The sequence below is a fragment of the Yoonia sp. MH D7 genome (genome assembly GCF_054439475.1).
In genome coordinates this window covers 187109-213088 of record NZ_JBTJCF010000001.1, presented here as the reverse complement: position 1 = coordinate 213088, position 25980 = coordinate 187109, and the positions used below count along the sequence as shown (strand labels likewise).

At 52.6% G+C, this 25980-nt stretch carries 23 protein-coding genes and 1 pseudogene; 16 read left to right on the top strand and 8 right to left on the bottom strand.

Going from position 1 to position 25980, the window contains the following annotated elements; translation table 11 throughout:
• Window positions 1–139: 139 nt before the first annotated feature.
• Window positions 140–499, bottom strand: a complete 360-nt coding sequence (locus ACXLHR_RS00980; protein ID WP_458789680.1) for a DUF7282 domain-containing protein — start codon at window positions 497–499, stop codon at window positions 140–142.
• Between the two features lie 364 nt (window positions 500–863).
• On the opposite strand from ACXLHR_RS00980, the gene ACXLHR_RS00975 reads away from it, so the two are divergent.
• Window positions 864–1439: a TRAP transporter small permease subunit gene (locus tag ACXLHR_RS00975; protein WP_458789679.1), complete on the top strand. Its 576-nt coding sequence runs from the start codon at window positions 864–866 to the stop codon at window positions 1437–1439.
• Window positions 1439–2830 carry a TRAP transporter large permease gene (locus ACXLHR_RS00970; protein ID WP_458789678.1) on the top strand — a complete coding sequence of 464 codons (1392 nt, stop codon included), beginning with the start codon at window positions 1439–1441 and terminating at the stop codon, window positions 2828–2830. Before ACXLHR_RS00975 ends, ACXLHR_RS00970 begins: the two co-directional genes overlap by 1 nt.
• Window positions 2831–2883: 53 nt before the next feature.
• On the opposite strand, the gene ACXLHR_RS00965 is transcribed toward ACXLHR_RS00970, so the two are convergent.
• Window positions 2884–3978, bottom strand: a complete 1095-nt coding sequence (locus ACXLHR_RS00965) for a TRAP transporter substrate-binding protein (RefSeq protein WP_458789677.1) — start codon at window positions 3976–3978, stop codon at window positions 2884–2886.
• A gap of 470 nt (window positions 3979–4448) precedes the next feature.
• The gene (locus ACXLHR_RS00960; protein WP_458789676.1) at window positions 4449–5252 is read right to left on the bottom strand and encodes an autotransporter family protein; all 804 of its coding nucleotides are present in this window, start codon (window positions 5250–5252) and stop codon (window positions 4449–4451) included.
• Here ACXLHR_RS00960 and ACXLHR_RS00955 point away from each other — a divergent pair.
• Together ACXLHR_RS00955 and ACXLHR_RS00950 are read left to right on the top strand one after the other, a co-directional pair.
• Window positions 5245–6141, top strand: coding sequence for a putative phage abortive infection protein (locus ACXLHR_RS00955; protein WP_458789675.1), 897 nt, complete (start codon window positions 5245–5247; stop codon window positions 6139–6141). The genes ACXLHR_RS00960 and ACXLHR_RS00955 overlap by 8 nt on opposite strands.
• Window positions 6142–6423: 282 nt before the next feature.
• Window positions 6424–7047, top strand: a complete 624-nt coding sequence (locus ACXLHR_RS00950; protein ID WP_458789674.1) for a hypothetical protein — start codon at window positions 6424–6426, stop codon at window positions 7045–7047.
• A 170-nt stretch (window positions 7048–7217) separates the two neighbouring features.
• Here ACXLHR_RS00950 and ACXLHR_RS00945 read toward each other — a convergent pair whose 3' ends face one another.
• From ACXLHR_RS00945 to ACXLHR_RS00930, 4 genes are all read right to left on the bottom strand, one after another.
• Window positions 7218–7481, bottom strand: coding sequence for a hypothetical protein (locus ACXLHR_RS00945; RefSeq protein WP_458789673.1), 264 nt, complete (start codon window positions 7479–7481; stop codon window positions 7218–7220).
• A gap of 204 nt (window positions 7482–7685) precedes the next feature.
• Window positions 7686–8111: a hypothetical protein gene (locus ACXLHR_RS00940; protein WP_458789672.1), complete on the bottom strand. Its 426-nt coding sequence runs from the start codon at window positions 8109–8111 to the stop codon at window positions 7686–7688.
• Window positions 8112–8319: 208 nt separating this feature from the next.
• Window positions 8320–9543, bottom strand: a complete 1224-nt coding sequence (locus tag ACXLHR_RS00935; RefSeq protein ID WP_458789671.1) for a plasmid recombination protein — start codon at window positions 9541–9543, stop codon at window positions 8320–8322.
• A 656-nt stretch (window positions 9544–10199) separates the two neighbouring features.
• A protein-coding gene (locus ACXLHR_RS00930; protein WP_458789670.1) for an IS3 family transposase occupies window positions 10200–11329 on the bottom strand; the annotation gives its coding sequence in 2 pieces (ribosomal slippage) (window positions 10200–11083 and window positions 11083–11329; 1131 coding nt in all).
• 69 nt (window positions 11330–11398) lie between these two features.
• On the opposite strand from ACXLHR_RS00930, the gene ACXLHR_RS00925 reads away from it, so the two are divergent.
• Both ACXLHR_RS00925 and ACXLHR_RS00920 read left to right on the top strand, forming a co-directional pair.
• Entirely contained in the window at window positions 11399–12190 is a 792-nt protein-coding gene (locus tag ACXLHR_RS00925) for a helix-turn-helix domain-containing protein (RefSeq protein ID WP_458789669.1), read from the top strand.
• Window positions 12191–12562: 372 nt separating this feature from the next.
• Entirely contained in the window at window positions 12563–13393 is an 831-nt protein-coding gene (locus tag ACXLHR_RS00920) for a GNAT family N-acetyltransferase (RefSeq protein ID WP_458789668.1), read from the top strand.
• A 46-nt stretch (window positions 13394–13439) separates the two neighbouring features.
• Here ACXLHR_RS00920 and ACXLHR_RS00915 read toward each other — a convergent pair.
• Window positions 13440–14572, bottom strand: a protein-coding gene (locus tag ACXLHR_RS00915; protein WP_458789667.1) for an IS3 family transposase whose coding sequence is annotated in 2 segments (ribosomal slippage) — window positions 13440–14293 and window positions 14293–14572 — 1134 coding nt in all. Because the reading frame shifts where the segments join, the coding sequence is not laid out codon by codon here.
• Window positions 14573–14592: 20 nt separating this feature from the next.
• Between ACXLHR_RS00915 and ACXLHR_RS00910 the strand changes: the two genes are divergently transcribed.
• The 10 genes and pseudogenes from ACXLHR_RS00910 (at window position 14593) to ACXLHR_RS00865 (ending at window position 25980) form a co-directional block, all read left to right on the top strand.
• A complete protein-coding gene (locus ACXLHR_RS00910; RefSeq protein WP_458789666.1) occupies window positions 14593–14958 on the top strand; it encodes a hypothetical protein in 366 nt (121 codons plus the stop codon).
• 53 nt (window positions 14959–15011) lie between these two features.
• Window positions 15012–15512, top strand: a pseudogene (locus ACXLHR_RS00905) (AAA family ATPase); the annotation flags it as partial.
• A gap of 265 nt (window positions 15513–15777) precedes the next feature.
• Window positions 15778–16344, top strand: a complete 567-nt coding sequence (locus tag ACXLHR_RS00900; protein WP_458789665.1) for a type II toxin-antitoxin system PemK/MazF family toxin — start codon at window positions 15778–15780, stop codon at window positions 16342–16344.
• Window positions 16341–16784 (top strand): hypothetical protein, encoded by a 444-nt coding sequence (locus ACXLHR_RS00895; RefSeq protein ID WP_458789664.1) that lies wholly within the window; start codon window positions 16341–16343, stop codon window positions 16782–16784. The genes ACXLHR_RS00900 and ACXLHR_RS00895 overlap by 4 nt, the downstream gene beginning before the upstream one ends.
• 341 nt (window positions 16785–17125) lie before the next feature.
• Complete coding sequence (locus ACXLHR_RS00890) at window positions 17126–18358, top strand: tyrosine-type recombinase/integrase (protein ID WP_458789663.1); 1233 nt, start codon at window positions 17126–17128, stop codon at window positions 18356–18358.
• Window positions 18355–18939: a hypothetical protein gene (locus ACXLHR_RS00885; protein WP_458789662.1), complete on the top strand. Its 585-nt coding sequence runs from the start codon at window positions 18355–18357 to the stop codon at window positions 18937–18939. Before ACXLHR_RS00890 ends, ACXLHR_RS00885 begins: the two co-directional genes overlap by 4 nt.
• An 84-nt stretch (window positions 18940–19023) precedes the next feature.
• Complete coding sequence (locus ACXLHR_RS00880) at window positions 19024–19218, top strand: helix-turn-helix transcriptional regulator (RefSeq protein ID WP_458789661.1); 195 nt, start codon at window positions 19024–19026, stop codon at window positions 19216–19218.
• A 308-nt stretch (window positions 19219–19526) separates the two neighbouring features.
• On the top strand, window positions 19527–22736 hold the full coding sequence (locus tag ACXLHR_RS00875; RefSeq protein WP_458789660.1) for a plasmid replication protein, CyRepA1 family: 3210 nt from the start codon (window positions 19527–19529) through the stop codon (window positions 22734–22736).
• 473 nt (window positions 22737–23209) lie between these two features.
• Window positions 23210–24766, top strand: coding sequence for a type I restriction-modification system subunit M (locus ACXLHR_RS00870; RefSeq protein ID WP_458789659.1), 1557 nt, complete (start codon window positions 23210–23212; stop codon window positions 24764–24766).
• A complete protein-coding gene (locus tag ACXLHR_RS00865) occupies window positions 24763–25980 on the top strand; it encodes a restriction endonuclease subunit S (protein ID WP_458789658.1) in 1218 nt (405 codons plus the stop codon). The genes ACXLHR_RS00870 and ACXLHR_RS00865 overlap by 4 nt, the downstream gene beginning before the upstream one ends.

Genomic DNA, 25980 nt, shown 5'->3' with positions numbered 1-25980 from the left:
ACATATTGCGGCGACCTTTTGTGATCCGTGGCTCGTTACAATGGCAGCCCCACCCAGTCAAATCTTGAGACAAAAAAGGGCAGTCTAAATAAGGCTGCCCTTCCGTAAAACGGGTTGATTGGTTTCCCGCGCAAACTGTTTAGCGGTTATCGTCCATTCGGACGTCAAGCTCGATCCAGCCTGCTGCCATTGTTGGATCGGTCATTGGACCTGAATAGATCACAGCGGCCATATCAACGGCTGTGTTGTTGTTGAGCGCAACAATAACGTCAGTATTCGCGCCTTCATTCAACTCACTGGTGCCGAGAACTTCACCAAATTCACCGCCAGTGTAATCATAGATTACGACAACGCCCGCCTCGTCAGCGCGGACCAACTTCAACGTGATTGAACCGCTCTCATCAACAAGCGTTTGGTAGCCAAAACTAGCCGCAGATACGCCGGTCGCGCCAAACGCCAAAAGAGCTGCAACTGCTGTGGTTTTCATAATATTGGTCATATTAAATCCTTCTTTTCTTTCATCGGGTGGCCTGAATTCATTTCCTAGCCCCTCTACATCAAGACAACAGAGCAGGCCGGATTTGGTTCCGTTATTCATCAGTTGGTTGTTGCAGCAGCCAAAACGAACGCTGGTCGCGGTGCGCAGATCAACTGGACACGACAGCTCACCAAATTCCGCCACCCCATGTTGGTTCCCCTCACACCCGATGCTGATAGCAGGACAACCACGCGCGCTTTTACAGACACTATCGCGACGTAAAAGCACATTTCTCACCGATTTTTCAGATCTAGCCGCGCCTGCGTTGTTGCGTGGATGTTCATTTCATGGCAAGCAAACCCATAAACGACAGGGGGATACTCATATGCGGGCACTTGCACTAGGCGTTCGGGCAATCTGCGGATTGAACGCGTTTGTTGGCCATCTATTCTCATGGTTATCGCTGGGCATTGTCATCGTCTGTTTCACGGTGGTGGTGCAGCGATATCTCTTCGCGGTGTCTTATGTGTGGATGCAAGACCTTTATATCTGGTTAAACGGTGCGATGTTTACGGCCGTGGCCGGTTTTGCGTTAAAGCGAAACGACCATGTGCGCGTTGATATCTTTTACCGCCCTGCAACGCCGCGTACCAAAGCGATAGTCGATCTAATTGGTGCCACGTTTTTCCTGCTGCCGTTTTGCGCCGTGGTCTATGCCTATTCCATGCCATTTGTCGTACGCGCATGGAGCTACTCGGAAGCGTCCGCCAATGTCGGCGGTATGCCTGGCCTCTATATCCTGAAAACCTTCATTATCGTGTTTGCAGCCCTGTTGGCGCTGCAAGGCCTCGCGATCATTATGACCTCTATTCTGGTGCTAGCCGGGAGGTCCGATCTGGTGCCTGCCACGCAGCGGTATGGAGCATCCACAAACCTGCCTGACAGCGAAGGGGTCGCCTGATGGAGACTATTCTCATCGGAGAAATTCTGGCCGGCCTGATGTTCTTTGGCATTATCGGCTTTTTACTACTCGGCTTTCCGGTCGCGTTCACACTGGCGGGTGTCTCGTTGATGTTCGGCGCTGTTGGCATGGGTTTCGGTGTGTTCGATCCCTCGAACTTTGGCGCGCTGCCAAACCGCTATATCGGTTTTATGACCAGCGAGGTGTTGGTCGCTGTGCCGTTATTCATCTTTATGGGCGTGATGCTGGAACGATCTAACATCGCGGAACAGTTGCTTTTGACGATGGCAAAGTTGTTTGGCAATTTGCGTGGCGGCTTGGGCATGTCGGTGATTATCGTCGGCGCGATGCTTGCTGCGTCAACGGGCGTTGTAGGGGCGACCGTTGTAACGATGGGCCTGATCTCGCTGCCTGCGATGCTCCGCGCGGGCTATGATCCCAAGCTCGCAACCGGCGTTATCTGCGCCAGCGGCACATTAGGGCAAATCATTCCGCCGTCCACTGTGTTGATCTTTATGGGCGACATGCTGTCGGGTATCAATTCGCAGGTCCAGATGGAAAAAGGCAACTTTGCGCCCACCGCAGTATCAGTTGGCGACCTCTTTGCAGGCGCGTTACTGCCCGGTTTCCTGCTGGTCGGATTGTATCTTTCCTACACGATATTCAAAGCGATTACTGACCCCGCAAGCTGCCCAGCCACACCCGTGCCACCCGAAGAAAAGAAAGATCTTCTGCGCGAAGTTGTGGTCTCTCTTGTCCCGCCAATGCTGCTTATCCTTTCGGTGTTAGGTTCGATCCTTGGCGGCATCGCCACCCCGACCGAGGCCGCGTCGGTAGGAGCCGTGGGCGCAATGTTGCTTGCCGCACTGCGCTGGCGGCTGTCGTTCTCGATCCTGCGACAAACCACAGTGGCCACAGCGACAATCACCTCGATGGTTTTTGTGATCCTGCTAGGCGCATCCGTGTTTTCAGTCGTCTTCCGTCTGATGGGTGGCGACAATCTGGTGCACGAATTCTTGTCCAACTTGCCAGGCGGCACATTAATGGCCGTCGCAGTGGTCATGCTAATTATGTTTGTGCTGGGATTTATCCTCGATACATTCGAGATCATCTTTATCGTGATCCCGATCACGGCACCTGTGCTGCTGATGCTCGACGTTGATCCGGTATGGTTGGGAGTGATTGTGGGCGTGAACCTGCAAACCTCGTTCCTGACACCGCCGTTTGGCTTTGCGCTGTTTTATCTGCGTGGCGTGGCACCTGATGACCTGCCGACCTCCGCGATTTACAAAGGGATTATCCCGTTTGTGGGCTTACAGATCGTGGCGATTGCGATCCTGTTTACGTTCCCTGGTATCGTGACATGGCTGCCGCGATTGATCGCAGGCTAATAAAAAAAGGCCCGGTAAATCTACCGGGCCTTTTTATAAAGTAGTGAAAGATCTTAATACTTGAGATACTTTTCACGCGCCATAACATAGCGTGCGTCGATCTTCTCGGTGCGTTCACGCACCAGACCCAGAGCCTCGACAAAGCTCTCGGCAGTCTTTTTGACCAGTGCGTCTTCGCTGTCCAGCAACTCTTGCACAACTTCAACAGATGCGTTTGCACCCGCTTCCAGAATGTCATCGGGGAAATCGCGCACAATTACGCCGTGGTCATTGACCAGCGTGCGCAAGGCGCGCGGATCGTTGGCGACAAAGTCGGAAGAAACCTGATCGTATTCGGCCTGACAAACATCACGGATGATCGCCTGCAGATCCTCTGGCAGCTCTTGATACTTTTTCTTGTCGACCACCAGCTCTGTCGCCAGACCTGATTCAACAAACGACGGCATGTAGTAGTTTTTGGCAACCTGATGGAAACCAAGCGCCAGATCATTGTAAGGGCCAACAAATTCGGCAGCGTCCAACGTGCCGGATTGCAAGGCTTGGAAAATCTCGCCCGCAGCCATGTTCGTCACAGTTGCGCCAAGTTTCTCCCAAACGCGACCGCCCAGACCCGGTGTCCGGAAACGCACGCCTTTGATGTCCTCAAGACTTGTCAGTTCGTCACGGAACCAACCTCCGGTCTGGGTGCCAGTGTTCCCCGACAAAAAGGCCTGAACGCCAAACTGGTCATACACTTCATCCCAGATTTCCTGACCGCCCAAATAGCGGACCCAAGCCGTCAATTCCGGCGTAGTCATGCCGTAAGGCACACCGGTAAAGAACGACAATGCTGGCGATTTGTTCTGCCAATAATACGCAGCGCCGTGGCTCATCTCGGCGGTGCCATCGATAACAGCATCCAGCGACTGAAGCGGAGGCACTAGCTCGCCTGCGGAATAAACCTGAACCGTCAGGCGCCCGCCGGACGCGGCGGTAACACGGTCGGCAAGCCGCTGTGCGCCGACACCAAGGCCGGGAAAGTTCTTAGGCCAAGTCGTAACCATACGCCAAGTAATGTTACCCTGCGCAATCGCTGGCGCCGCAAGTCCGGCAGTTGTTGCGCCGACACCGACAATGCCCGCGCGTTTGATAAATGAACGTCTATCCATGGATCCCCCCAAATCTGAAAATACCTACCCTCAGGTCTGCGCCTGTATCTGGCAGGGCGGTCAATAAGACCGGTTTGATCAGCTAATAATCTCTGCGACAGAATGTCCAGACCAGTTTTGGGCGAAATTCAGCTCTGTCGCCACTTTCGTCCTCGCTTTCCGGCCCGCCGCCCTTCGTTTTTTTGGACGATACCATCCTCGCGAGTGCTAAATCTCATCACGTTCGGGTTTTGCGCATCGAAGACGCTAATCAAGTAACGGTTCGCTACATAACTCGCGCGCGAATTGAGGGTAATCGGGATAAAAAAGCGAGAATCTCATCGGCCAACTCTTGCGAAACGTCGTGATACGCAATGCAGCCCGCGGGCATACAGGTAGTCTTGCGTGGTAGCATAGCCATTCCTAACAGCGGCGGGAGTGCGTAAACAATTGCCAGCACCGGAGATACGCCCTGTGGTGGCGGTCTCTTTTCAGAAATCTATTCTGACGCCGAGACTTGCTTGTACACGGCGGCTGTCACCTAAGTTCTCAACACCCGTGGCATATGAAACTTCTCCGTAAGCTGGGTAGGCCTCGCTCCATGTATACTGTCCGCCAAGACCGACCTTGGCGCTCCAATCGTCACCCTCACTTGATTGCTTCACGCCAGAGACATCAATCTGTATGCCGCCATCAAATTCGCGATAGAGATTGAAAATACCATAAAGCAGTTGTTGGCTATCAGCTGTAGTGACCTCATGCTCTGCAGCAATCCCTAAGCGCAATTGCAGGCTTTCGCCATCGTCCAGACTGACACGTTCACCATAGGGTCCGGTGAAGTCATCAAAATTAACCGATGAGTAGGTCAGCTGGGCTTGCGGGATCAGCGTCGTGTTCTGACCTACCGGGAAGCCTTGCCCTAACTCCACAGAAGCAGCATAACCTGTGCCGTCATTGCCATTGGTTAAGCCGCCAAGTGTGGCGGAGGAAAGATCGCTGTCAAACTTGGTGACGTTCAACTGGCCATCGATATACAGACCACTGTTTGCATACCAAGTGGCGGATACACCCGCCCCATAACCCTTGGTATCAATGGACCCATCGCCAAATCGGGAAGTAATGTCGCTGTTTGCGGTGCCGTAATGAAGGGTTACCCCTCCGATCAAATAGCCGCTGGCACCCTCATGTAACATGAAGTCGGCGCCGCCCTGTAGTTTCCAGATCGAGATGTCAGACTGGGTTCCGGTTGTGGTCACTTCGGGTTCAAACCGCGCATCAATACCCTCAATGCGCACCCAGAAAGGTGAGCTCGGATCGATATTAACCTTCTCAATATTTGTTAGCGACGCAGATACGAAATTTGGAGTCTTTGGGGATTTCGTCGGGGGCACACTTAATCCCATTTTGAGCTTTCTTGCCTTTACTGGTGTCTTGATTACCATCGCCCTGCAAAGGCGGGAATTATCCTACTCACGAGCCGAACTTAAAAGGTCCGCAGATGCATTGGAGGCCCAAATCAAGGCCACCGACCAGCAAAAATTTGAGAACTCGTTCTTTAACATGCTGAGCGCACTTGACCGAATAGTCGAGGGGGTAGATCTTTATAATAATAAAACAAAAGCGACGCAAACTGGTCGAGATTGTTTTAAGACTTTTTACACGCGACTAACAAAAATCTACAGGAAAAATCGTGCCGAATATCCGCAAGGTATCGAAACCGAACTTGTTGCTAATGCATTTCAAAAATTTTGGCGGGATCACCAGCTTGAATTGTCGGCCTACTTCAGATTTCTGTACAACATAATCCGGTATATTGATGAGAGTGCTCAAAGTGAGGCGCACCACATTCGACTGCTCCGCTCTCAGCTTAGCGATCAGGAACTCTTGGTGATATTTTATAATTGCCTTACCCCGGCGGGATCGAAAATGAAGCCATTTACTGAGAAATATGCACTCTTTGATAACCTGCCTACCCTCCGACTTTTGAATGGAAACCACATAGAATTATTTTCGATTGAGGCATTTGGCGGCAACGAAATGCATCACGGCAAAAATACCGGAATGACCAAGATTTCGGGGCAGCGGGTCATACTCCCCGACCGAAATTTGGTAAACGATATGGAAAAGGAGCAGAAACCTAAAACACGTAGACCCAGAAAGCGCAGGCCCGAGAAACCTCAATAGGATCCAGGGTGGGTCATACTGCCTTCACTACGCGGCTCTGCTGCGGATCCGTATGGACCCTGAACCGTCCGAGCATCTGTTTCTAATAGGTTATGGTTTTGACCGTTTTTCTGCGAATACCGCCGTGTAAACGTCAAGGGTTACCCTCAATTCTTTGCACTTGATCCCAAGTAGCATTTGCGAACTACTTATTAAACGCTTCGCTGCGGTTCTTATGAGATCGTTTCATTTTCGAGATCCGAGGCGGTGCATTTTTGTAAATCAACATCAAGGAAAATAGCTTTGGGATTTGAGGATTCTATGCGCGCCGCAGCAAAAGTCGCCGATAAGGCAACGGCTCGCGCAATAAAGAAATATAGCGAGGGACTTGTAACAGATGAGGATGACCTCACGGGAGTTCTGATCGGGAGACTGGATGCCGCTTTTGACGGACAAGTCGGGGCGTTAACCTGGTCAAGCTCCATCGTTAGACATCGGAGAGGTGTTGCGGCCCAAGAGAAAAGAATAGGTGCTGACATGATTATACATGTGTCACTTATGACGCCGCTACAGAATTACTCTAAAGCCGTACTTGTGCAGGCCAAGAGACATGAGCCGGCGGGTCAGATGACGCGAAACGACCAAGCCGAGCTACAAAAACAGTGTGGAAAAATGCTGGAAATATCGCCTGCTTCTTTTGTGTTTAATTACGCTCAAAGGGGCATGAGATGTGGTTCCGCGAGCAAGATAAAAGGATCTTCAAATAGAGACCTCTACGATGCCTGCAATTGGACGTCCTACAGGTTCTTTCTGGAGCTATTCCGGAGTCCGATTGGAGATCCTAAACTTACCAGCGCGTATGTGTCAGACCTTCCTGTTCCGTTAATTTTAGAGCTTTCTGCCGAAGGTGATATTCACTCAGAATGAGCCTCAAAAATAGGCGTTCAGTTTTTGATTAGATGTCTGTATTGTTGAGCGCCCCAGGTTTTGCTTTAGATTTGAGTGGCGGTTTCAAAGCGCGAGATGTCATTGTTTACTGCGAAGCACATAGCCGCTTTGCCCTCGCAGCAGACTTTCCCACCATCCGCTAAAACGCGTCACGCCGCCCTGATGGGGGCGGCGTGGTTTGCGATTTGGGCAGCTTGGAAGAGGAGGTCTTGTTTCTCTTCGAGCGCTTCGAGTTCTGTGTTGAAGCGTTTCAACAGGGGGAGCATCCATTCTTCGCCGTTGGTGATCTGTTGAGCGATCTGTTGTCTGGCGCGTTTAACTCTGTCGATCTGGCGTTCTACGCCTGAGTTTGGAGTTGGGTGGATGTGGGCAATTTTTGTATCCGCTGCCCGCGCGGTGTGTCTGGTGGACATAGCACTCCATACCCCACCACCGCAGATTTGCGGCTGGTTTCGGGGGCGGGGGAATGGATGGCTACATGTCGGACTCCGGTGTTGGTGATTACGAGTTGGGCATTCAGGGTGCACGTTATAATGCCTTCATTTGGAAACAGTCTGTTTATTGGTGTGAACTTTGGAAGGTGGCCCCGCGTGATCCTTGCACACGGGGCGGCACGCTCATTCCCCTGTGCGGTCCTTGCCGGCCGCTGCTGTTACGGCTTCGGCGGCAACTCGTTCCGCTTCGGCTTCCGCTTTCCAGCTCTCAAGCTGGGCTTCAATGCGCTCGGCAACACCTTCAGGCGCAAGTGCATGCTTAAGGATTTTCTTACGGTCGGTGACCGTTGCAAAGCAACCAAACTGAAAGAAAAAATCTTCGACGAGGTCAGGGTTCACATCGTTCATACGCCCTGCCCACTCGTCGAGCGTTTTGCCAACAGCTTGACAGGCCTCGCGTTGCACTTTGTCGTCCTTGCGCGCATCTTTATCGGCGCTGTTTGCAATAGAGACGAATGCCGTTTCCATACGACGCTTGTCTTTTATGGACATCACAAAGTTGGTTTTCTTGGCTGTGCGGGTCGATTTCTTTGGCAGTTCAATAGTCATATCTGGGGCTCCAGTTTAAGTGTTTACATTTAACCGGAGCCTTGGGTTTTCCTCCCGCCGCTTCCGATTACCCTTAATATTGGAACGCATTTTTCTGCTCGATAATTCTCAAGCCATGTTTTTTGAACAAAATTACAACCCACTGAAATGTAATATAAATTCACTACTTTTGATAGTTTCTTGGTGACGGATCCATACTGCAACCCAATCATTCCGGCCCACTTTGCTGCTGTCCCGATTTGCTTCCTCTGCCCTTAGCTGACGGATCCAGTGCCATAATGCTGGCGGACAATTTGCGGCGCACGTTCGCAATCTTCCCGCGAAGGTCTTTTGGCAGCAGCCGTGCGATTTCCAGAATGGTGTCGTCGGCTTTCTTGATCTCGGAAACCTCAGCCGCAACCCGCGCCTCCGCGGCTTGTTTCGCTTTTATGGCCGCTCTCAGCGCCAGCCTCTTTGCGACGGCTTGGAATGCCTTTCGGGCTTTCACAAACCCGAACCTGGTCCTGCCGGCGGGTGTGATTGGTGATCTGGTCGTTTTCGATGACGTGATCGACTTACCATCCTCGTCGATATCGCCAACGGAGACGGCTTCAGCGTAAGCGATCACATCTTCGGCGATATCTTCACGCTCAACCACCTCACGGCGGCGCGTTTCGAGATTGGCCGCCTCTTTCGCCAATCGCAGCTCTTCCTTCGCGCGCCATTCTGCCGGCCGCACATGACGCCGCTTTTCAGGTGGGGCTTTGCCATTGTTCAGGGCATCACGGATCGCTTGTTTGCGGGCTTCACCGCGCACAAGACCGATTTCACTGAACCATTCGCCAACACTGTCTTGTGCCGCCTCGTAGTCCTTGATCAGCGGATGAATAGAGGGCTGGAGCACATCGCACGCCACCCCGTATTTGTGCTCGATCGCACGTGGCATAATCACCGCATGGATGTGATACGTCTGCTCATCTGTATCCGCGCGGGCGTGGATGACGTCATCGCCGAAGTTCTCTTTGAGCCACGCGACAGCGTGCTCCTCAAACTGCTCTTCGCGGGCTGTGTTGAACAGCTCATCGTTGCCTTGGGTTTCTTCAAACCAGTCCTTATTGGCCGTCAGCAAGACTTCTCGCAACGGGCCATGCCGGGACGCGCGCCAAGGATCACGCGGCCCTTCAATACGGCGTCTTTTCAGATCCTTGCGGCGGTTGCGGCGGTCCAGTTCGGTGAGCTCTGCAGCAAAGGTTTCAATCTTGATCAGCTTGATTTCGGCCAGGGCTTCCTCCGCCCAAGTTTCTGTTCCGATCAGACATCGCGGCTTTGGCTTGTCGCGATCAATGTGCCCCAGATCCCCATACTTGCGATAGCGGTGAGCCTCGTATCCACTGATATCGCTCGGATGCATTCCTGCTAAGCGCAGCACGATGGGGTGTTGTTTCGACGTCATTCTTTGATCTCCAGGCTATGAGATCAGAACATCGGTCGATGGTTCGAGCGTCGTGAGGAATCCGGAGCAGAAAGATGAGCGAGGGTGGAGGAAGATTACTCACTAAACAGCCCGCACTCCGGCGCCTACGGCACCTCTGTTCGGCCTGCCATTCGCCAGGGGCACGCCCCTGGACCCCGCCCGCCTGCGGCGACCTTGGGAGACGTCCAACTCTCCCAAACCCGCACGGGGCTTTCAGCCCGAGAAAGGGAGGTGTCGCCCACCCCTTTCATCCCCACTCGCAGGGTCGTCGTTCGCCACTCCCCCTGCACCCCCTGGCAGCCTGTCCGTCTGGGACCAAAGAGGGGACTTCCCTCTCTGGACACTCCAAGCCAAGGACCACTCGCCGTCTGTCCCTGCACCCTCTCAGGCGTCTCCGACGGAAGATTAGGCAATCTTTTCGTAATCGCTCTCGCGGCATATGTTCGACGATTACGATGCTGCGCGTGGACGCGAACCCGTTTAACAAACGTCGCCTTAGGCACGACTTCGGCTCACACAAAAACGCATGATCTGGTTCAACATTCCTTGCATGGAATATTACATTGATATAAGACCTAAAGAAAAGAGAAAGAGGTCTGGTCTTGTCGCGTTTACGTTCCGGTCTCTCAGTTCATTTAGGCAGCCTTTCGTTCGAAGGCCAAGGGGCTTTTACCTCCTAACGACGAGTGCCGGCGTCGTGGATTGTAGAACCCATTGATATACTGAAATATCGCCCCTTCGGCTTGACGTCTGGTTTCCCAACGGTTGCGCCAGATCAGCTCAGCCTTGAGGGATTTGAAGAACGTTTCAACCATGGAATTGTCGTAACAATTGCCTTTTCCGCTCATCGATACTTCGAAGCCACGTTTGTTCAGGCGCTTCTGATAGTCGCCTGAACAATATTGCGACCCGCGATCCGTATGATGAATGCAGCCCTTAGGCGGCTGTCGCAGCGCGACAGCCATATCCAATGCCCGGATTGCCAGGTCCCTCTTCATACGATTGCTGACCGCCCAACCGATGACGCGTCGGGAGTATAGGTCGAGAATGACCGCCAGATACAGCCAGCCTTCACTGGTCCAGATATATGAAATGTCGCCTGCCCATTTCTGGTTTGGAGCATCAGCAGAAAAATCCTGATCCAACAGATTGGGGGCGATGTTAAAGGTGTGATTGCTGTCGGTTGTAGCCTTGAATTTACGAGTTTTGACAATCTTTATGCTGTTGTCTCGCATCAAGCGCCCCACACGCCGGTGGCCTACCGCCAGCCCCAGTTCCTGTAACTCTTCAGTCATCCGGGGGCGGCCGTAGCTTTGCAGGCTGAGACGGTGTTGGGCACGAATATGAGCTAAGATCACCATATCATCACGCTGTCGCTGACACATTGGGCGGACCCGCCACGCACGATACCCACGTGATGTGACCTGCATAACCCAGCACAGAAACTCAACCGGCCATTCTTCTCTCCAGGCGTCAATGAAGGCAAACCTCACCGACTTTGGCCTGCAAAGAAGATCGCCGCTTTTTTTAACACTTCCCTCTCCTCTCGCAGCACGCGGACTTCCTTGCGAAGGCGTTCGTTCTCCCGCTCCACATCTTCATGAGGACCCGACATCAAATCATCATGCTGGTGTTTCTGAACCCATTTGTTCAGGGTCGAAAGCCCAACACCCAAATCAGATGAAACCTGAGGGCGTGTTAAGCCGCTGGTCGTGGCGATGCGTACCGCATCACGTCGAAACTCGTCTGTGTATCTCGTTGCCATTTCTTGTCTCCTTCATAGCAAACATTGCTCGAAAGAGACCGGAACTAAACCGGGACAAGACCAGTCAAGATGGGCAAACTCACAGGAACAATCGTCGAAGCACGGGCCCTTCCAGAGGCCAATGGCACAGCCATGGTCGGCCCAGAGCTGCGCAGGCTGCGACTACTCGCCGGTCTAACCCAAGAGCAATTTGCAGCACGCATGGATGTACAGCAAGCCGCTATATCGAAAATCGAAAAGGGTGGAGAAGTATACCTTAGCACGGTGCAGCGTTATGTCGAAGCGCTGGGTGCATCACTACGTCTGAACGCGCACTTCCCGACAGATGCACCGCTGTCTCTTCGGCTTTGTGAAGCCTTCGATATGGAGCAAGGGCACGATGACCAGCTTGTCCTCCCGTTGCTGGGAGATGAGCCGTTCAAGCCGCAACGTGATGTCGTCCTGTCGATCAAGCCAATGTATTCGGAAAAAATCCTCGCGGGTCATAAGACGGTAGAGCTGCGACGCCGTTTCCCAGTATCTGCGCCAAGTGGTGCACTGGCATATATCTACTCGACATCTCCGGTTAAAGCGATGGTCGGAACGGCCTCGATCCGAGATGTTCTTAAACTCCCCGTGGAGCAGATTTGGGCTGAGTTCGAGAGTACGGCCTTCATTGAACGCGCCCATTTCGATAAGTATTTTGATGGTCTCGATCATGGGTTCGCGCTGGTGTTTGATGACGTGAAATCCTTCTCGCGGCCTTTGCCGTTGAGCGAACTCCGCGAAAAATTTGGTTTTGAGCCGCCTCAATCCTTTCTTTACGCCAAACGTAACTTGAGAAAGGCCCTTCAAGATGAACCAGCAATCGTATCTCATTGATACGAACATCCTGATTGGGCTGGAAGATAACCACACAGTCGAAGCGTCTTATTCTAAATTCCACGCTCTCGCGTCGGCTCACAAGGTCGACATTTATGTGCATGAAGCCTCCAAGGATGACAACGCAAGAGACAAGGACGTCGGGCAATCTCACTCAGCAAGATTGCAAAGTACCGTGTTATTAAAAAACAGCGCGGGCTATCTGAGGCTGACTTAGATGCGGACTTCGGCCCGCTCAAAAAACCTAATGATGTCGTAGACGCGACGCTTCTCCATGCATTAAAGGCCGGAGCCACCGATTTTCTCGTCACCCAAGACAAAGGGCTTCACAAGCGTGCGCAGAAGCATTCACCCGACCTCGCTCGACGGGTATTGTTTATCGGTGATGCGACCGAACTGCTGATCCAGACCTATGAACCGAAAGAAGTTCCCATCCGCCATGTGGTGGAGGCCAAGGCTAATGAAATCAATAATAAGGACCAGTTTTTTGACAGCTTGCGGGATGGATATCCCGAGTTTGACGAATGGTGGCGAACGAAATGCGTCAAGCAACATCGCTCATGTTGGGTCGTATATGACGACGGCCATCTCGCTGGCTTGATCGTCCGCAAGGACGAGTCTGCACATGATACCGATGCGATCACACCAGCAAAGAAAATTCTCAAAATTTGCACCTTTAAGGTCGCACCTGAAAGCCGAGGCGTAAAGCTTGGCGAGTTGCTGCTAAAGCAGGTCCTATGGTATGCTCAAACCAACGGATACGACTTGACCTATCTGACTACCTATGAGGATCAAGTCTCGCTGATGGATCTTCTGGAATACTATGGTTTTCAGAGCGCTGGTGAAAACGCTAACGGTGAATACATCTATGAACGACGGTTTTCAACTGAGGCACTGGTCCCGGCGGAAGATAAAACACCGTTTGATTTGGCTCGCGAGAACTATCCGCGGTTCGTGCTTGACGCAGAAACCCTTGGGTTTGGCATTCCGATCAAAGAAACATATCATGACACCCTATATCCCGATCTCTGGCAACCACGGCAGCGCGATCTCTTCGCCGGAACCTCACGTGCCGAGACAATTACGCGCCCGGGGAATACGATCCGCAAGGTCTATCTATGTCGAGCAAAATCGAAGCTTGGCCCTCCAGGATCGATTCTATTTTTCTACAAGGGAGTTGCCAAAGACCAGAGGTGGTCCTAGATTTTAGACCAGTTTACATCCTTGTTAAGGTGGATCTGGGTTTTATTTAGGCTGCTAATCTCATTGGTTCTGTTTTGCTGACATAGGCCTCATCTGGGGTCAATATGCCGTGAGTTGAATGCGGGCGCTCAGAGTTGTAATACGTCAGCCATTTGCCGATCCCAGCCCGCATTTCCGAGCCTGTCTCAAAGGCATTCAAATAGACGCATTCATACTTCAACGATCGCCAGAGCCTTTCGATCATGCGATTGTCGCGCCATGCGCCTTTTCCGTCCATGCTGATCTTGATGTCTGCGTCGACCAGCACGTCGATCCAAGCGCCGCTGGTAAATTGGCTGCCCTGATCGGTGTTGAAGATTTCCGGCGTGCCGTGCTTGGCGAGCGCCTCTTTCAAAGCCTCGACGCAAAAGTCTGCATCCATACTGTTGGACAGCCGCCACGAAAGCACTTTGCGGCTGTGCCAATCCATGATCGCCACGAGATACAGGAAGCCGCGTCGCATCGGTATGTAGGTAATATCTGCGCACCAAACCTGATTTGGGCGGTCAATTGCCGCATTCCTCAGCAAGTAAGGCCAGATCTTGTGATGCGGATGCTTTTTACTTGTGTTGGGCTCCTGATAGATCGGAACCAGACGCATAAGCCGCATCAAGCGCCGGATCCGGTGGCGGCCACATTGGTGATTGTTGCGCTTCATGTACCGGGCCATCTGACGCGATCCATACCAAGGCGTTTCCAGGAACTGTTTGTCGATGATTTCCATGAACCGCAGGTTCTCAGCGCTCTCGCCGACGGGCTGGTAGTAAAGCCGCGAACGCGACAACTGCAATAGTTCGCACTGTTTACGCATGCTTAACTTATGATCTCGGCTCACCATTTTTTGCCTCGCATCCCGAGCAACTGCTGCGAGGCATCCGCCAAAAAATCTCGCTCCACAACAAGCTGACCTATCTTGGAATGCAGCTTGTCGACGTCAACGGCACTTACCCCATCGGGCGCTGAACCTTTGCGCGTAAATGCCGTCGCCATATTCTCTATCGCCGCCCGTTTCCAAGTCCCTATCTGGGTCGGATGAACGCCATATTTTTTGGACAGTTCCGCCATCGACATCTCCTCGCGGATTGCTTCAAGCGCAACCTTGGCTTTGAAATCGGGCGAATGGTTCTTTCGTTTTGTCATTTGGGATCACTTCTTTCGTCATGCGATCCACCTTAACAACTGGTCCGAAAATCCGCGACCACCTCTACCCGCCCTCACAAGCGATCACTGCACTTGGTATTCTCGACGGCATGACACTGGCACGATCCACGAAGGAACTTATGCAGATGACTGGTGGTCGCTCTGTCTATAGTGAAGAACAGCTGGATGCTTGGAAGGCGACACCGGACAAACCCGTCAAGGTAATCAATTATCTGTTGGTCGCATACATCGACCCGCCGGTGTCAAAGGATGAGCTGGAAACCATGGGCATCATAAACGGGCATCCACAACAATCCGTCTACAAGCTAAGCCTTGATCTGATGGCTGAGCTCGTTAAGCGGTCGAACTTGGAGTTTGACGTATGATCCAGAAGGTTATTGCATTAACTGGGCTGTCCGGGGTCTGAAAAACGACTTTTCTTCGGCATTTAGCCGACCAGATCCCGTTCCAACATCTCGCCGGAGGAAGTCTTATTGCCGCTGCACGCGATGCACGCCCCTTCGAGAGAGACGGGATGCGCTATGCCGATCTCGATGAAAACCAACGGCTATTGATTGATGGTTTTGCGATGGCTCGCGATCCGTCTGTGCCGCTTGTCATAATGGACGGTCACGTTGTAATTGATACAGGTGCCAGACTACAGGAACTACCTACCGACGTTTTTCGAGCACTCGGCATCGAAAAAATGGTCCACCTTGAAGCCGAACCTTCACTTATAAGCACCAACCGTTCCAACGACACCTCAAGACGTCGACCGGCTTGTGATCAAGAAACATTGTCTCGGCATCAGCTTGCTTCACGTGCACATGCCAATTCCATTGCGGTAGCACTGAACGCCGAATTTCACATCGTCACACATAATGACATCAAGTATTTGGCCTTAGAGCTCCTGAAAAGCGTGACCACATTTACACCGTAGTAACTGCGGTGATCCATGTAGATGCTAGATAGCGGCCCTTTCGATATCCCACAGTAAAATTGCCGTGAACAGAATGCCCGCATTTCGTCCACCATAGACCGCTCTTCCCATAATAATGCCTTGAGTTGTCCGCCTTTCTTAGGCCGTTCTTTCATTTTTCACCTCCAGTTTTGCTGCGCGGTCTTTGTGACGCGCAGCAAAACTGGAGGCCCTTTAGGTTTCCAAAGCTGGTGTTGATTTTCAATCGCATCACAGGAGACCCCAGATGTATCACTCCCCCCAATCCTTTGTGCCGGTATTTGACTGGCAAGACCTTATCGAGCGTGGCGATGTCGTGCTGTTTCGCTTTCCGGTCAACGACGACGCTGATGCCCCAGCCGAGCCGCCAAAGCGGCGCCCCTGCCTGGTGCTCGACGTCTTCGATCTTAATGGCATCACGTTCGTCGAACTCGCTTACGGCACATCAGCACCAACAAAGGCCAACCGCGGCTATGAGGTCCGGATAAACCAGACGCCCTCGTGCCATGCCGCAGGCCTTGATCGCCCCTCACGCTTTGTCTGTGCACGCCGCATCATCGTTAGCGTGAACCATTCGGGTTTCGACGGCGGCGGCGATCGCGGCACACTCATCGGCCGCCTTGATCCACCGCTGATCGAACGCATGAATGATGTGCGCGCGCGCATCCAGGCCGAGGCAGATATCCACGCCGAGGCCCTGCGGGAGCAAAGAGAAGAACGAGAGCGCTGGCAGCGCGAAGAGCACGGTTTCCTTTTGCGGAACCGCGCATCTCGCGCAGCCACCCCACCAAAACTCAAAGGAGGTCTTTCATGACCCAACTTCTTCCCATCACCTACGACAACATTGACGCCCTCGCAGCATCAGCCTTTGCAAAGTCCCGTGACTGCCTCACGGCAATCCAGCTGGACATCTTGCACAACATCAATCCAATGGAACGCGTCGGGTTTCAGCGGCTTGTCGATGCGATCGAGAACCGTAAAATCTTCACCCAGGCAATGGTGGACGAACTCGATGTGCAAATCGACGTCCTGTCGCGCCATATCGAAGCCGGCACGACAGTGCTCTCACACGTGGACTACGACGAATGCAATGTGTCAGCTCCCGCCTGCTGGAATGAAGCACGCCAAACCCAACGAGCGCAGGACTGCGCGAGGGCGTTTTTCATCTTACTGGATTTGCATGAGACGCTGATGGCTGTGCACGACCTGATGCACGCGGAGACGGCTCCATCAGAGCTGCGCCAAACGCTCTGATCCCCGAGACACGCGGGATATAGACACCCCGCGTCAGGCGCGCTGACGAACCTTCTGCTGCTACAGATGTCAGCGCGCCGCCTTCAAACACCCTCCACAAGAGGAAATGTGTAGCAAGATGTGTAGCAAAAAAGGGGGGCTCACCTTGACTTTTCGGTCTATCGTATTGATTTTATGATAAAAAATTCCGCACGGACAGAGCCGTAATGGCGGAGACGAAGTCCGCCATACCATGTTCCAGTGAGTTCCAATAAGTACTTAAAATCAATTAGTTAAAGAACTTATAGGTCTTGATTGTTCCAGTACTATCCCCCATATTCCAGTTAATAATGGGGGACGGGATGGCGGACGAAAATTCAAACGATCGAACCAACAAGTCAGGCAAGCACCCCGACAAAGCGTTATCAGCTGCATTTGTCCGCACCGTGACTAAAGCTGGTAAATATACCGACGGCCAAGGCCTGTTCTTGAAGGTGGACCCATCCGGTGCGCGGCGTTGGGTCCAACGCATCGCCATTCGTGGTAAACGGACGGAAATGGGCATCGGGCCCGCATCACTGGTTGGACTTGCCGAGGCGCGGGAAATCGCATTGGCAAACCGCAAGTTGGCACGGCAAGGCGGCGACCCATTGAAAGCAAAGCGCGAGGCAGAGGCTATTCTGACTTTTGAAGACGCTGCCCGAAGGGTTCACGAAATCCACAAGCCGACGTGGCGCAACCAAAAACACGCGGCTCAATTCATCTCTACGTTAGAAACCTATGCCTTCCCGCGTCTGGGCAACCAACGCGTCACAGATATCGACACATCGGACGTTCTAGCCGTGTTGCAACCTATTTGGCTGGAGAAGCCAGAAACGGCGAAGCGGGTCAGACAGCGGATTGGCACCGTATTGAAATGGGCCATCGCCAAGGGGTGGAGGCAGGACAATCCAACCGATGCAATCAGCCAAGCTCTACCCAAACAAGCTAAGGGAGTGAACCACAGGAAGGCTCTGCCCTACGACGAAGTAGCAGGTTGTCTGGAGACGGTCAGGGCATCGGGTGCAGCCATGGCAACTAAGCTGGCGTTGGAGTTGGTTGTACTTACCGCGTGCCGCTCTGGTGAGGTACGCTTAGCGGAGTGGTCTGAAATCAACTTGGACAAGGCCGTGTGGACCATCCCCGCCCAGCGCATGAAAGCTGGTAAGGAACATCTGATTCCGCTGTCTGGCCGCGCTGTTGAGATATTAAACGCAGCCAAGACGCTGGGGAATGGGAAGGACCTTGTGTTCCCAAGCCCAACCACGGGCAAGGCGCTTTCGGATATGACCCTTTCTAAGCTGGTTAAAGAATTAGGTTTTGATGCCGATGTCCATGGATTCCGCACATCATTTAAGATGTGGTGTCAGGAACGGACAAACACACCACGCGAGGTATCCGAGGCAGCGTTGGCGCATACAATTCAGAATAAGGCAGAGGCGGCTTATGCGCGCTCAGACTTTTTTGAGAAACGGCGAAAGTTGATGACAAGCTGGTCGGTGCACTTAGCCACTTCAAAAGGGTCGAAAATTGTATCTATCGGAAAGCTTCAATGAACGAACGGATTTCACGCGCACAGGCTTTAACGCAAACGACTGCGCATCTTAGAGATGAGTATCGAATCGCCAAGAAATCTGACGTTACCATGGGAAGCCTATCAGTCGCGTTTCCCCAAGGTTTTATACCGTATTTCGATGATGACGGTGATTTGATATCGATATCAATATCTCCAGAAAATCCACAACATGTATGCGACCTTCTGAAAGAGGTCGAAACCTCAACGGTTGCCTATAACGCGTTAATTGCGTGGTCTGCGGCACAGCTATTAGTCACGAGATCGATACCAAATCGAGACGTCGAAAAGTTTTTAATCTCACACCTTATAGGGGTAAAAAAAGTCCCCACCAAACTAGGGAGGCGTAGCAAAAAAGCTGCAAAAAATTACCAGCATGCGGTTCTTCGTCTTGCAGTCGCTGAACTCGAAAGTGAAGGCTTCAAGCCAACCCGAAACGATGACACGAACCATAAAAATAGCGCCTGTGACATTGTAGCGGAAGCAATGGCAGCTCTTCGCTTCACACCCCAATCTTTTCGAGAAATCAAACGGATTATAGGAAGCGGTCCACGGGTCGGGTAAACTATCTGGATTAACCGACCTGCTCTTAACTAAGAGATTATTCATAAGTCCTGACAGTACCCTAATGAACTGAATGGACGCAAAATGATCGACAACCACCTACGCCGTTCCGCCGTTGAAGCCGCAACTGGCCTCAGCCGCTCAACAATTTATGACATGATGGACCGTGGCGAATTTCCCCGCCCGATCCGCATTGGCCGCCGCGCCGTTGCATGGCCCGAAACCGCTGTGAATGCGTGGCTTGCCAAACGGCCGTTAGCGGCGCCGCCTGCCAAGTAAGGCAGCCCCGACAATAATCAAATAATTGCAGAAGCGCTTGGGTTTGCCCCGCAAGCCCACAGTCGCTTTGTGCCCAAATTATAGAGAGTTCATTGAATGGGCCTCAACCTCACCAGTTGCGGGGAACAATCCTGCACGTCCACAATTTCACGCCGTATTGCATCGTGAACCGCGACAGCATCAAAGCCGCCGTTAAAGAGGAACTGCTGTCGCGAGCAGAAACCCTTTTCCGAGAGTTCATCGGTGAACCCGCCAAAGCAAATTCGCAAGATTGGCGAGCAAAAGGGCGATCAAGCTTTTCAATGGCAATGGGTGGACCGAATCGCGGGCTTTGGAAAGACTACAGCAGTGGTGAAGGCGGCGACCTTTTTGACTTGATCGCGATTAAATTGTGCGGGCTGGCCAACGCCGCCGTAAACTTCCCCAAGACATTAGACGCTGCAGCGGGTTGGGTCGGCATATCAAAGGATCAACCGATTGATCTAAGCGAGCTGCAAGCCCAGCATAAAACTCGTGCAAGGCAAGCGGCCAAAGCAGAGGCAGTACAAGTCGCCCACCGAGTTAGTCTGATCACAGACCTGCAGGCGAAGGCACAACCAATCAAAGGCAGCCCAGTTGCCGTCTATCTGGCAAGCCGTGGCATTGTGAGCCTACCCGATACGGCCCTAGCCTACCTCCCAGCAATGTCTTATCCTACCATTCGGGGAATTTTGCATCCTCACCGTGCCGCTTTGTGTGTCTGGGGCATAGACGAAAACGGAAAGGTCAGTGGCGGGCAGCGCGTCCTGATCATGCCGGATGGCAGTAAAGCCCCAGAAAATACCCACAAGGCGTCTTTCGGAGCCATACAGGGCAATCCTGCCCGTTTCACGGCTCGAGCGTTAGGTGGCCCTCTTTGCGTAGCTGAGGGTCCAGAAAGCGCCCTGTCCATCTGGCAGGCTACAGGCTTTGAGACATGGGCGGTATTCGGCGTTTCCGGTTTCAAAGGTGCGCCGTTACCGCCTGATCGCAAGGTGATCCTTTGCCCAGACCAAGACGCTCCAGACAGCCCTGCAGGGCGGCAATTCGCGGCAGCCGTAAAACACCACATGGCGGAAGGCCGTGATATTTGGATCGCGCCCGCACCAGAGCCAGAGGGCAGCAAGCGCGATCTAAACGACACTTTGCAACGCGCAGGCAACGCCGCCGTGTCTAATGCCATCGCCTCCGCCCTTGAAGCAAGACCTCAGCGCGAGCAGCCGACCATTTACAATGTCAAACTGCCCAAAGCCGCAAAATTGCCAGACCGACGGAAAGAAACACTGTTGGTTGCAATGCGCGAGACCACCCAAGATAACGCGTTAGCCGTGGCCGTGGCCGTAGCGCAAACGATGCAATTCCGGGCACCCGTTGAACATACCTCCCGAAGCATCGCAGCCATTATTAAGGACCATATGGGCGACAGGCTGTCGGAGGCCGAAATTAGCGCCATAGAAGGCCGCGTAGCATGGATGCAAGGCCAGCGCCGTCAAGCCATACTAGCCCGCACCACGATCGACGAGAACACCGCAAAGCGTCACGAAATGGTGACGATCACGGGCTTAGACCAAATTGACTTGCCCGCGCTAAAAGGGGTTGTTTTGATCAAGGCTCCTATTGGTGCAGGCAAAACGCAACGCGTAGGCCGCCCGTTCATCACAGCCTCAAAAACAGCGGGTGGCGGGGTTATGGCAATAGCGCACCGCACCACCTTGATCGACGAACTAGCGCACCGCTTAGTCCTTCCCCACTATCAAAACAAATCAATCCAAGACGAAATCGAAGAGGTCGGCGGGGTGGCAGTCTGCCTTCCATCGATAACTCGCCACGATATTCAGCGGCTGATGCCCGCCCCACGCTTTGTCTTTATTGATGAAGTCGCGCAAGTTTTGCAGTTTTTAGCAGAGGAAAAGTTATGTCGATCAGGTGGTGGCACAAACTACGAAGTTTACGGGCGACTGCAAGAAATTGTGAGACTGGCCGAAACTGTTGTGGTCACTGATGCCGGTTTAGATATGCGGACAATCCTCTTCTTAGAACAATGTCGACCAAACGAAAGATTTAAGGTCATTGAAATGAAAGCGACGCCAAGTGGTAAAAAGGCCGTTGTGTATGCAAAGGGCGCTGTAGTTTTAACCGAAATATCGATTGAATTGGTAGCAGGTGGCAAAGTGTGGCTTGCTTGTGAGGGGGCAAAGAAGGCCGCCGCCTTGGCCGCGTCATATGCGAAGCGCGGGTATAAGGTGATTTGCATAAGCGCAGAGACAAAATTTAATACAGAGCAACGGGCTTTTTTGCAAAACGCAGATGCCCAATCGCGCCTCTATGACATTGTGATTGCGTCCCCCGCCATTTCATCGGGCCTAAGTATTGAACACAAGGGCGACCCTCATTTCACGCTGGGGGCATATATTGGCGCTGGCACAGTGACGCGACCAGAGGATGCAAAACAGCAGCTTGGCCGTGTCCGCTATCTGACCCGTTTTGCAATCGGTTTAGAGCTATTAAACTTCACAGGCGGGCAGACCGTCAAAGCAACTCGCAAGGGGTCAGAAAGGGCCGCCGAGATCGAGGGCTTGGACGTATCGTGGACGGGCTTTGACGATTATGTTGCACAGATTAAAGTCGATGCAGCAAACGCCCGCGCTGATTTTGGCGCTGGCCTATGGTTTCTTCTAGAAGCGGATGGGTGGACCCTAGAACGCCCACCGATCATAGATAGCAGGGCTGCACGCGAAGAAATGCGCAATATCACAGCAGAACACAAAGCCGCCCGCATTGCCGATATTCTAAACGCCGCCCCGATGGACAGCCACCAAGCTATGTTAATCGAAGGCATGGCGCGAAATACCGAACAAGAAACGCGATGGCTTGCCCACACTATGAGGCTTCAGTTAGGCAAGCTGGACCTGACAGAACAAGACGTGACGTTTTGGGATGGTGGACGGGGGAGTGAAAAGCTTGCTCATTATGTTGATCTGATGCAGTGCGAAACTGAATCATTTTTTGAGAGTGGATTTTTGACACAGCGCCCCTTTAGGATCGCCCGCCGCCGCCTTTACGCCACTCTCTTTGAGGGCATTGACCTGATACAGCCAATTACCTCGGACATAGCTGAAATGATCATAAACAGAATCATGAAGCAGCCAGAGGCCTATGCCGCTGTGGAAATCGTCGGGCCTAAATATAGGGCGAGTTTTCGGGGGAATAACGATGTTTCTAATCACGTAAAGCGTCCTCAGAAGCCAAGCCAAGAACTAAAAGACATTTTTCAAAGGTGTGGGTTGGCGGTCAGCTTGCAGCGCAAGCGGACTGTCCCTTTAGGGGCTGTCTTATTAGATAAGAAGGGCGCTAAAGGGACAGAAAGCCTGCGTGGAAATGTAGTGACGGTTACGCCTGACAGTTACGCCTATATGGCTGAAACGCTGGCAAGACGTGGCACCTTTGATCTGGACGCCGAACTAGCACGTGCTGAGAGGCAAAGCGCTTCAGGCAATTGAAGTAATTAATGTCACGCTTGGGGTGGTTAAGCCGCGTCACGTTTGACCAACCGTTTTCCGTCATCAGGAAAGCCAACGGCTCCAAAAGATAACTACGTTAAGGCTGATGAAATTCAATTACTGGGCTGCAGATAGAGGCCTGTGCCCGCTTGGTGGACTTCCCCCCTCATTGGTGCTGGACTTAAAACCACGAGCGACCCAACATTAGCACCGGCGGCATCACACCAGCTATGAAGCCGAATGAAGTAGAGTGTGATTTGAGGCGGAACACTTTTATAAATGTAGGATTACCGTCCTTTTAGCCGCACAGCAGCAATGCACGGTCGATCTCGGCCAGAGATGGTCGTGGATGGCACAAAGGCCTCAACATCGACCTTATGTGCCCCTGTTATGGGCGTAGTGGTTGTGCTTAAGCCTTTCCCATCTTCTTCAAATCCGTCATCAATCATTTGCGCAACTCATGGATGACAAATATGACCGAAGAACAAAAAAAGAAGCTGGAACAAAAGCTCTGGGATATTGCCAACACGTTGCGCGGCAAAATGAATGCGGATGAGTTTCGTGACTACATCCTTGGCTTCATCTTTTATAAATACCTGTCCGAACGGCTCAATCTCTATGCGAACTCGGTTCTGGCGTCCGATGGCATCGACTTTGCGCAGATTGACGAGAATACCAATAACGGTAAAGCCTACCTTGCTGCGGTGTCAGAGGCGGCGATTGATGAGCTGGGGTTTTTCCTAAAACCCTCCGAGCTATTCCGCGCCGTGGCCAAACGTGGCAGCAAGGCGGGGAACTTCATTATCGAAGACCTCGCGCGTATCCTCAACAATATCGAACGCTCCACGATGGGCACGGAATCCGAGGATGATTTCGACGATCTGTTCTCGGACATGGACCTGACGTCGAACAAGCTGGGCCGCACTGAAGAGGCCAAGAATACGCTGATTGCAAAGGTACTTACCCACCTCGACGAGATCGATTTTGAGCTAGAGAATGCCGACAGCGATGTGCTGGGTGATGCTTATGAATACCTGATCGGGCAGTTTGCCTCGGGCGCGGGTAAGAAGGCGGGCGAGTTTTATACGCCGCAAGAGGTTTCCACGATCCTTGCCAAGATCGTCACCACGGGCAAAACGCGGATCAAATCGGTTTATGATCCGACATGTGGGTCGGGTTCCCTACTCTTGCGCGTCGCAAAAGAGGTCGAGGTGGGTGACTTCAACGGCCAAGAGATGAACCGCACCACCTATAACCTTGCGCGGATGAACATGATTTTGCACGGGGTGCATTACCGCAATTTTGATCTGAAACAAGAAGACACGTTAGAGCATCCGCAGCACGCCGAGAAACGGTTCGAGGCGGTGGTTGCTAACCCGCCCTTCTCTGCCAAATGGTCCGCCAATCCGCTGCTGCTGAATGACGACCGCTATGCGCAATACGGGCGGATGGCCCCAGCGTCCAAGGCGGATTTTGCGTTTGTGCAACATATGCTGCACCAGTTGGATGACAACGGCACGATGGCCGTAATCCTGCCGCATGGGGTGCTGTTTCGTGGGGCCGCCGAGGGGCATATCCGCGAATATATCATCAAGGAACGCAACTGGCTGGACGCGGTGATCGGGCTGCCTGCGAATATCTTTTACGGCACCTCGATCCCGACCTGTATCCTTGTGTTCAAGAAATGCCGCGAACACCCCGAGGATATTTTGTTCATCGACGCCTCCACCTGTTTCGAGAAGGCCAAGAACCAGAACTATCTGCGCCCAGAGGACATCGACAAAATCGTGGGCATGTATCAACGGCGCGGGGTGGAGAAAAAGTTCAGCCACCGCGCGGCGCTGACGGAAGTGGCCGAGAACGACTATAACCTCAACATCCCCCGCTATGTGGACACCTTTGAGGCCGAAAAACCGATTGATCTGGGGGCTGTGGCGGCAGAGTTGAAAGCGGTCACGGCAAGCATGAGCGACCTCGACACAAAAATCGCAGCCTTCTGCGCTGAGCTGGGCATCGAGGCCCCGCTATGAACGTGCCAGCGCTGCGGTTTCCTGAGTTTGAAGGGGAGTGGGGCGAAGTTGAGTTTGGGGACGTTGTGTCATTTTCCAGTGGCGGCACTCCCTCAAAGGCAGTTGATGCTTACTGGGGCGGTGAAATTCCTTGGATCAGTGCCGCCTCAATGCATAGCGACATTATCACAACTTCCGAGCGGACTGTTTCAGAATTAGGCGCGCAGAACGGAACACGTTTAGCCCCCGAAAATACAGTCCTTATGCTTGTAAGGGGGAGCATGCTTTACAATCGTATCCCTGCTGGGATCTGCAAAAATACTGTGACCTACAATCAAGATGTGAAAGCACTAACACCAAAAGGCGGGGAAACGCCTCATTTTTTGATGGCATACATTCGCGCTAAAGAATCCAAGCTGTTAGCGATGGTTACGGGCACGGGTATTGGCGCGGGTAAGTTGGATACAGATGAACTAAAGGCAATGGCGTTTGATCGGCCCTCCCTCCCCGAACAAAAGAAAATCGCGGATTTTCTGGGGGTGGTGGATGCAAAGCTGGGGGCGTTGGGGCGGGTGCGGACGGGGTTGCAGGACTATAAGCGCGGGTTGATGCAAGCCCTCTTTGCCCAAACCCTGCGCTTCACCAAACCCGACGGCTCCGCCTTTCCCGATTGGGAAGAAAAGCGGTTGGGGGCTGTTTTGCATGAGCATAAGCTCAAAAGCGCCCGCACCGAACAAGTCTTTTCGGTGTCGGTTCATAAGGGGCTAATCAATCAAATCGAACACTTAGGGCGCAGTTTCTCCGCTGCGGATACAGGGCATTACAATCGCGTCAAACCGAATGATATCGTTTATACAAAAAGCCCGACAGGCGACTTTCCACTCGGTATTATTAAGCAGGCGCATATCGCCGAGGATGTTATCGTGTCACCACTTTACGGGGTATTTACTCCTGAAACGCCTTCGCTTGGTTACTTACTTCATGTCCACTTCGAAACTCCCATTTCTGTCTCGAACTATCTCAGCCCCATTGTTCAAAAGGGCGCAAAGAACACAATCAACGTAACCAATAGCGGCTTCTTATCGAACAAGCTGATCTTACCAGTTTCGCGCGACGAACAACGCCTAATTGCGAACGCTCTGCAAGCGATGGACGCGAAGATTGCCGCTGTGTCGGATCAGATCACCAAAATGGAGGCCTTTAAAAAGGGCCTTCTCCAACAGATGTTTGTGTAA